Origin of the sequence: Aquisphaera insulae (genome assembly GCF_011064615.1) — a bacterium.
Classification (GTDB): Bacteria; Planctomycetota; Planctomycetia; order Isosphaerales; family Isosphaeraceae; genus Aquisphaera; species Aquisphaera insulae.
Window position 1 is genome coordinate 82156 of the sequence record NZ_JAALJH010000034.1, and the last position, 8457, is coordinate 90612.

An 8457-nucleotide genomic window follows, 5' to 3' on the forward strand; every position below is an offset into this window, starting at 1 on the left:
GAATCAGCTTGCCTCGTCCATCCGCTTGCGGAGGCTCAGCGGGCGCATGTCGGTCCATACCTCCTCGATGTGGGCCAGGCACTCGTCCTTGGTGCCGGACTTGCCGACCTCTTTCCAGCCCGGGGGCAGCTCGCGGTCGACGAACCAGATCGAGTATTGCTCCTCGTGGTTGGAGACCACGCGGTAGGTCATTTCTTCCCTGTCCTCGAGCGGCATTGGCGGCTTCGCTCCCTTCGACCGCGGACGCGTGCGGAGGCTCATGGCGGCCCCGCCGGCCCTCGGTCCCATGGATCTCATCGATTGGCAAGTCGTCGGTGGACCTGGAGTGCGTCGGGGGGTGGTTGCGGCGTCCGACCATCGCTCGCGACGACCAGGCGAGTCGGGCCCATCTCGATGCTCAAGAGGAGTGCGGCGAGGGATCAGGACGCCGGGTGGGGCGGGAGACATCCTGCCTCGAACTCAGAATGCCCACGGCATGAGCTCGCCACGACTTTTCTTGGCCCATTCGTATGTCTCGAATCCAGGATAAACACTTCACTGCACCCAAGGCAAGGAGATAGCCCCTACAGGTCCCTTACCTCATCCAGTCTCTGTGACTGGAACAAGTTGCATGCCGATGTCGACCGAAACGGGTTCATGCATGCGTCTACGGGACAGAATCTCCTGGTTATGGGACAGTTCTCGGAAACCCTGGGGTTATAGGTAATCTATTTCGAGTCGAATAGCCAGGGTGTTCTGGTCGTGCGCGTCCGGCCGGGCCGGGGGCATGCCGGCGGGTTCCGGAAGGCTGGGCTGAGTCGAAAGGCCCGGATCAGGGTTGGAGTCGGTTCAGCTCCGCGGCGATGGCCGCCCTGGATTCTGAGGCCAGGCCGGGGTTGACGGTGGCATCGCGATAGAGCTTGACGGCGGCGCCGCGGTCGCCCCGTTGCTCGTGGATGCGGCCGAGGCCGAGGATGGCCGAGCCATCCAGGGGATGGGCGGCCAGCCAGCTCTGCAACGTCGCCGCGGCGGCGGGCAGCTCGCCCGCGGCCTGCTGATAGAACGCCAGCGCATGGGCATATTTGGCCGACGTGGGCTCGATTTCGAGCGCCCTGCGGCACCATCGGACGCCCTCGGACTTGTTCTTCGCCCCGTCGAGGACGCCCAGGTTGTAGGCGGCCGCGGCCATGCGCGGGTCCTTCTCGAGCGCCGCGAGGAGCGACTTGCGGGCCTCCGCCGGCCGATCCATCTCGGCCAGGAGCAGGCCCAGGTTGAAGAGGGCCGAGGGGTTGCCGGGCTCCGCCTCGAGCGCCCGGCGGAGGACGGCCTCGGCGCGGTCGGGCTGGCGGAGGTTGCTGTAGGCCAGGGACGCATTCACGAGCGGGCCGATGACCCGGGGCTCGAGTTTGGACGCGATCTCGAACTCGCGGGCCGCGCGGTCGAAGCCGCCCCGTTCCATCTCGAAATTGCCGAGGTTGGCGTGCGAGGCCCAGTCATCCGGGCGGGCGTCCATGGACGCGAGGAACTCCCGCACGGCCGCGTCGCGTGCGGCCCGATCCGCGGCATCGGCGATGGCGTCGTCGGGGACGCCGGCCAGCGACTGGGCGGCGCGGATGCGGACCAGTCGCGAGGGGTCGCGAACGGCCTTCAGCAGCGCGGTCGCGGTCTCCTGCGAGAGGAGGCCCGTCATCCCCGCCGCGGCCCGCGCGCGGACCAGTGGAGACGGGTCGTCGAGCGCCTTCATGAAGGCGCCGGCCCGCGCCGAGGGATCGACCGGGGCTCCGTGGAGGAAGCCCAGCAGCGAGGCTTTCCAGACCGAATCCGCCCCGGGGTCGACGACCCCGGCCAGCATCGCCGGCAGCTCCTCCCAGCGGTCGTGGCGGGCGGCGTCGAGGAGCTTCGCGGTCTTCAGGACCGGGGCCTGGTAGTCGCGCGGATACCATTCGCGGACCAGCTTGTCGGCCCAGGCGGCGTCCTTGTCCTTGTGGCAGAGGTTGCACGCGTTGGGGGACTTGAAGGCGAGGGTCGTCGCCGGGGTCGGAGGCCGCATCGAATGATCGGTCCGGCCCATGGCCGCGAATCGGGTCGTCGGCATGTGGCAGGAGACGCAGCGGTTGCCCTCGGAGCCCTTCGCGTGACGCCCGTGCGGGATCGGGTCGTCCACCAGCTTCTGGTGGCACGGGAGGCACGACCGGTCCGATTCCGCCATCTCGAATCGGGGCCGGCCGCTGCCGGTGTGGCAATGATTGCAGTCGAGCTTCCCGGCCTTCGCGCACGGGCTGCCGAGCCAGGACGTGAACGTGTAGTTCTCCCCCAGGTCGCGGCCGTCCGGGTAGTAGTCCGGGCTCTCGAACGTGACGAGGTCGTAGTGGTCGAAGAAGGCTTCGCCGGGGGCGAACGTGGTGGACATGGGGACCATCTTGGCGTGGCAGGTCGCGCACATGTCGTTCATCTGAGAGGGGGAGAACTCCTTGGTGCGGACGATCCTGAGGTCCTTGGACGTGCGTCCGGCGGGCTTCTCCTCGGTCATCACCCGGACGTGCTCGGCGGCCGGGCCGTGGCAGGACTCGCAACTGATGCCCGCCTCCGCCCAGGTCGTCCGGTAGGTGTCCGTGGCCAGGTCGTAATTGGTCGCGAGCTGGCTGACGTGGCAGTTGAAGCAGGTCGTGTTGAACGTGAACATCCGGTCGGTCCAGTGGAGCGCGGAATCGGTCCGGTCGGGGAAATGGCGGACGCCGCTGGCGGCCGTGTCGTACCAGCTCTTCTTGTTCACGTCGTAGGCGACGGGCAGGACCTGGAGCCGGCCGCGGCCCATCGGGGTGAGGAAGTAGTACGCGTTCTTCCCCCCGAGCACGTGCTCGATCGGGAGTTCCTTCGCGGCCGCCCCTTCCCCCTCGCGGACCGATCCCTTCCCTGCGGCGACCTCGGCGCGATAGGGCTTCCCCTCGATCACCACGGGCTGGACCTGGCCGGTCAGCTCCTTGCGGGCGAAGTCCGGCGTGTAGGGCTGCATCGCCAGCCCGTGCCGCGAGGTCGCCCAGAGGGAATGGAAATGCTGGTGGCAGTCGATGCAGGCGGCCGACCCGGCGAAGGCCGTGTTCACGGCCTTCGCCGCGGGCTGAGCCTTCGTCTCCCGCGATCCGGCGTGGGAATCCTCAGGAGGAGCGGGGGCCGGGCTCGTCCGCTGCCCGCAGCCGGCCGCGGCCATCGTCACCAGCACGAGGCCCGCGACCAGCCCGCTGATCCCCCGCCCCGCACGAGCGATGCGCACCCTTCGATTTCCCACGGCAATGATCCTGCTTGCAGGCCCTTGGGATCCTCCACGACATGGCCCCCAATCATCGCCTGTGGGAGTCGCAGAAGCAATCCATATTAACTCTATAGAAATTGTGTTGTTTCGCCTTGACCGGTGCCGATGACGTTGTCATACTCGCGGCGGTTGATGCGAAAGGTGAAGGACGGTGGCCCGGCCTGTCGTGCAGGCCGGCGGTGCCCTCGTTCCGACGTCTGTCGGGTGGAAGCCATGGAGACCAGGTTGCTCGCGAATGGCCAGGGGCAAAAGGGCCCTCATCCCGGCCGCCCTGCTGATGTCGACCTGGAGCGGGTCCGCAAGGCACTCCATGGGATCCGCTTCGGCGAGGTCCGGGTCATCGTCCAGGATGGGGTGGTCGTTCAGATCGAACGGATCGAGAAAGAGCGGCTCCGCTGAGCGAGGATCGCGCGACGCCGACTCCGTATTGAGATGTGAGAGGAGACAACGGAGATGAGAGCTTCAATTCGACCGCCCGCCGTGTGGCGGGCGGTCGCGGGGGGGTTGCTGGTGATGGCCGTCGCCGGGGCGGCCGAGGCCCGTGAGCCCGGCAAGCCGAACATCGTGATCATCCTGGCCGATGACATGGGCTTTTCGGACGTCGGCTTCCAGGGCGGCCGCGACATCCCCACGCCGAACGTGGATTCCCTGGCCGCGGGCGGGGTCCGCTGCACGAACGGCTATGTCTCCGGGCCTTATTGCAGCCCGACCCGCGCCGGGCTCCTGACCGGCCGCTATCAGCAGCGGTTCGGGCACGAGTTCAACCCGGGTCAGCAGGCCGAGGAAGCGGGCTCGAACGCCTTCGGCCTCCCCCTGTCCGAATCGACCATCGCCGACCGCCTCAAGGCGGCCGGATACGACACGGGCCTCGTCGGCAAGTGGCACCTGGGAAATGCGCCCGAGTATCGCCCCAACCGCCGCGGGTTCGACGAGTTCTTCGGATTCCTTGGCGGCGCCCACCCGTACATCCCCGGGCAGGGGGCGCCGATCTACCGGAACAACGAAGTCGTCCACGAGAAGGAATACCTGACCGACGCCTTCAGCCGCGAGGCCGTCTCGTACATCGAGCGGCACAAGGACCGGCCGTTCTTCCTCTATCTGGCCTACAACGCCGTCCACACGCCGATGCACGCGACCGACGAGCGGCTCAAGCGGTTCGCCGGGATCGCGGACGAACAGCGCCGGACGTACGCGGCCATGCTCAGCGCGCTCGACGAGGGCGTGGGCAAGGTCCTCGGGGCGCTCCGGGCCGCCAACCTCGAGGAGGATACCCTGATCTTCTTCTTCAGCGACAACGGCGGCCCGACCCTGAAGGGGACCTCGATCAACGGATCGATCAACGCCCCGCTCCGGGGCTCCAAGCGGACGACGCTGGAGGGGGGCATCCACGTCCCGTTCGCCGTCCAGTGGAAGGGGAAGCTCAAGGCCGGCAGCGTCTATGAGAAGCCGGTGATCCAGCTCGACGTCCTGCCGACGGCCTTGGCCGCCGCTGGTGCGACGCCCAGCGAGGACGCGCGACTCGACGGCGTGAACCTCCTCCCCTTCCTGAAGGGCGAGGCGAGCGCGACGCCGCACGAGGCGCTCTACTGGCGGCTCGGCGATCAGCGGGCGATCCGTCGCGGCGACTGGAAGCTCGTGCAATACGACGCGGCCGTCGATGACGGCACGGTCTCCAGTCCGGCGAAGGCGAAGGTGACGCCGGCCCGACTGTACAACCTCGCCTCGGACATCGGCGAGGCACATGACCTCGCCTCGGAGCAACCCGAGAAGGTCAAGGAGCTGCAATCGGCCTGGGCCGCATGGAGCGGCAAGCTGGCGAAGCCTCTTTGGGGGCCCGGCAATGCCCGCCCGGCGACGGGCCGTGAGGCGAGGCCGGCGGCGGCCTCGGCACCGGCCCCGGGGGCACCCGGCCGACGACCGAACATCGTCTACATCCTGGCCGACGACCTCGGCTGGGCGGACGTCAGTTGGCACGGCAAGGAGATCCGGACACCCCGGCTCGATGCGCTCGCCTCTTCCGGGGCGCGGTTGGAGCAGTTCTACGTCGAGCCGCTTTGCACCCAGACGCGGGCGGCCCTGCTCACGGGCCGATACCCGATCCGGCACGGCCTCCAGGTCGGCGTCGTCCGGCCGTGGTCGCCCTACGGCCTGCCGACGGAGGAGCGGACACTCGCCCAGGGCCTCAAGGAGGCCGGGTACGAGACGGCCATCGTCGGCAAGTGGCATCTCGGGCACGCCCGGCCGGAGTTCCTGCCGACTCGCCGCGGCTTCGAGCACCAGTACGGCCTGTACAACGGCGCGATCGATTACTTCACCCACGAGCGCGACGGCGGCCTCGACTGGCACCGAGACGACAGGGCCTCGCGTGACGAGGGCTACAGCACGCACCTGCTGGGCGATGAGGCTGCGCGGCGGATCGCCGAGCACGACACGTCACGGCCGTTATTCCTCTATCTCGCGTTCAATGCCGTCCACGCACCCCACCAGGTCCCGGACCGCTACAAGGAGCCGTACGCCTCGCTGCCGGAGCCGCGGAGGACGTACGCGGGGATGGTCGCGGCGATGGACGAGGCCGTCGGCAAGGTCGTCGACGCCCTCCGCGCGAAGGGGCTCGCGGACGACACGCTGGTCGTCTTCTCGAGCGACAACGGCGGTCCGAACCCCGGCAAGGTGACGAGCAACGGCCCGCTCCGGGGCGCCAAGGCGACTCCCTACGAGGGAGGCGTCCGGGTGCCGGCCTTCGCGACCTGGCCGGGGCACATCAAGCCGGGGACCGTGGTGGATGCCCCACTCCACGTCGTCGACTGGTATCCGACGCTGCTCAAACTTGCCGGGAGGGCGTCCGCACAGTCCTTGCCGCTGGATGGCCGCGATGCCTGGCCGGCGATCACGGAAGGTGCCCCGTCGCCGCACGAGGAGATCCTGCTCACCGCCACGCCCGGCGGCGGGGCGATCCGTGTCGGCGACTGGAAGCTCGTGGTCAACGGGCCGAGTCGCGCCGGGATCGGCGACGACGCAGAAGCCCCCGGCCGTGCGATCAAGCCCGCCGCGGAGACCGTCGAGCTGTTCAACCTCGCCGCGGATCCCTACGAGAAATCCAACCTCGCGGGCGAGAGCCCGTCGAAGCTCGCCGAGCTGAAGGCGAGGTTCGACCGGTTCGCGGCGGCCGCCGTCCGGCCCCGGAACGTGCCGAAGCCCGCTGACTACCACGCGCCTCCCGTCTGGGGCGAGGCGGAACCGGCGGCAACGGCGGCTTCGCGCTGAAGCCGGACGAGACCGGTCGTGGCGGTATGGATGAGGCCGCCACGGCCGGATCTCAGTCGCCCATCGCCTGCTTCAGCTTGCTCTTGAGGTCGTCCTTGTCGGCGGCGGACAGGTCCTTGTCGGCGTCGATGAGCGTCGAGATCTTCGAGAGGACCTCCGGCCGGGGCATGCCTTCCACCTTCCTGGCCTTGCCGGCGATGTTCCGGATCAGGTCGTCGACCGACTGGCCCTTGGTCGCCGGGGCGGAGTCATGCGCGTGGGCCCCTTCCGGCGCGTCGTCATGCTGGGGCTTCTTGTCGCCGTCGACCACGATCCCCTGGCCCTTCGACTTCTTCTCGGCGGCCCGGGGAGACGACTTCTGCTTGATGGACCTGTAGCGCGAGAGGAGCTCTTGGGCCACGTTCTCCGGCGTGTAGGTGCTGAGGGCCTTCAGATGCGACATGTCGTCGCCCCCGCAGCCGGGCAGGATCGACACCGCGGCGACGAAGGACGCGACCAGGGCGAGGGATGAACGGCGCATGTTCCTGGAGCCTCGATCGGCCCCCGGACGGCGCGTCCGGGGCCGGGACCATCGGATCTGGTTCAGTACTGATCGGCGCTGATGACTTCGCCGCCGGCACGGGTGCCGAGCGCCCACCATGTCGGCAGGCTGATCGAGTTCTTGATGAACCTGACCGAGCCGTCCAGGAAGGCGAGGTTGATGCCGCCGGGGTGGTTGCTGGTCGGGTTCATGGCGCCGTCGCACTCGTGGCAGCGGAAGGTGTCCGAGTAGTCGCAGACGACCGGGGCGGCGTTGGGGGGGAAGGCGTGGGCGTAGACGTGCTTCTGCCAACTATCGGTGAACTGCCAGGTCATGCCCCGCTCCTCGGTCCAGGGCCCCCAGTTGTAGCCGTTGGCGAGGCCGTCGCGGACCACGATATCGATGTAGGCGTCGTAGTCGTCCATGTAGTCCGAGTCGATGGTCCGGAGGTTGCGCCTGGGGTCGGAATTCTGCTGGGAACCGTTGCTGACGAGCGACTCGCTGAAGGCCGCGGTGTTGGAGAAGCCGTCGGTGAACGACGCGCCGCTGAAGCTCCGGTTCGTGTTCGCCCGCCACTTGTCGCTCCAGGGCCCGGCGACGTTCATGCGGGACTCGGAGATCATCCCCGTGGACGGCGGGGGTGACGCGGCGTTGGTGCTGGCCTGGCCGGGCATCAGGTAGTTGCGCGGCACGCCGCAACTCGCCACGTAATTGAAGTTGCCCCAGTTGACGCCGAGATAGGTGTTCCGCTCGCCGTCGGACGGGCAGAGGAACGAGGAGATCGTCATCAGGTTGGTGGTGATGTTCGGCCCGACCTGGGTCTCGATCTCGTTCCAGCCCGAGGAGTAGGTGAAATTGATCGAGTTGTAGGCCGGCGACTGCTCCACGAACGGGAGGATGACGCAGTACCAGGAGTGATTCCCGGACGCCCCGTTCGGCGGGTTGTCCCACTCGTTGGAGCGGCGGTGCATGTGCAGCGGCGTCGTGCCATTGACCTCCATGTAGTTGGCCGTGGCCAGGCCGAGCTGCTTGAGGTTGTTGGTGCACTGGGCCCGCCGGGCCGCCTCGCGAGCCGACTGCACGGCCGGCAGCAGCAGCGCGATCAGCACGGCGATGATGGCGATCACCACCAGTAGCTCGATGAGTGTGAAGCCGGGGCGCGGAGTCGGGACTCGAAGCTGGTGATCCTGATTCATGCGGAGGAATCCCCTGGGGATGGACGAGCGGGGTGGGGGCGTCATCGCGGATGGCGGGAGGATGAGGCCGACGATCGGCGCCGACGACATTCCGTGCGGAGGTATGGGGCCGGGGTCCCAAAGAGCATGATTACGATAGCCACGGTCCATCGGACTTTCAAGCGACCTCCGACATCTGACCTGACAAC

Annotated in this window: 6 protein-coding genes; 2 read left to right on the top strand and 4 right to left on the bottom strand. The window is 68.2% G+C overall.

The annotated features are described in order from the left end of the window. Positions 1 to 3 precede the first annotated feature (3 nt). Together G6O54_RS18595 and G6O54_RS18600 are read right to left on the bottom strand one after the other, a co-directional pair. Positions 4 to 216, bottom strand: coding sequence for an MbtH family protein (locus tag G6O54_RS18595; protein ID WP_165227156.1), 213 nt, complete (start codon positions 214 to 216; stop codon positions 4 to 6). 595 nt (positions 217 to 811) lie between these two features. Beyond that, a complete protein-coding gene (locus G6O54_RS18600; protein WP_165227157.1) occupies positions 812 to 3250 on the bottom strand; it encodes a tetratricopeptide repeat protein in 2439 nt (812 codons plus the stop codon). 252 nt (positions 3251 to 3502) lie between these two features. Here G6O54_RS18600 and G6O54_RS18605 point away from each other — a divergent pair, with 252 nt between their 5' ends. Beyond that, positions 3503 to 3688: a YezD family protein gene (locus tag G6O54_RS18605; RefSeq protein WP_165227158.1), complete on the top strand. Its 186-nt coding sequence runs from the start codon at positions 3503 to 3505 to the stop codon at positions 3686 to 3688. 54 nt (positions 3689 to 3742) lie between these two features. After that, the gene (locus G6O54_RS37975; RefSeq protein ID WP_250846970.1) at positions 3743 to 6553 is read left to right on the top strand and encodes a sulfatase-like hydrolase/transferase; all 2811 of its coding nucleotides are present in this window, start codon (positions 3743 to 3745) and stop codon (positions 6551 to 6553) included. A 52-nt stretch (positions 6554 to 6605) separates the two neighbouring features. On the opposite strand, the gene G6O54_RS18615 is transcribed toward G6O54_RS37975, so the two are convergent. Then, on the bottom strand, positions 6606 to 7073 hold the full coding sequence (locus G6O54_RS18615) for a hypothetical protein (protein WP_165227159.1): 468 nt from the start codon (positions 7071 to 7073) through the stop codon (positions 6606 to 6608). 62 nt (positions 7074 to 7135) lie between these two features. Next, positions 7136 to 8269, bottom strand: coding sequence for a DUF1559 domain-containing protein (locus G6O54_RS18620; protein WP_165227160.1), 1134 nt, complete (start codon positions 8267 to 8269; stop codon positions 7136 to 7138). Positions 8270 to 8457 lie beyond the last annotated feature (188 nt).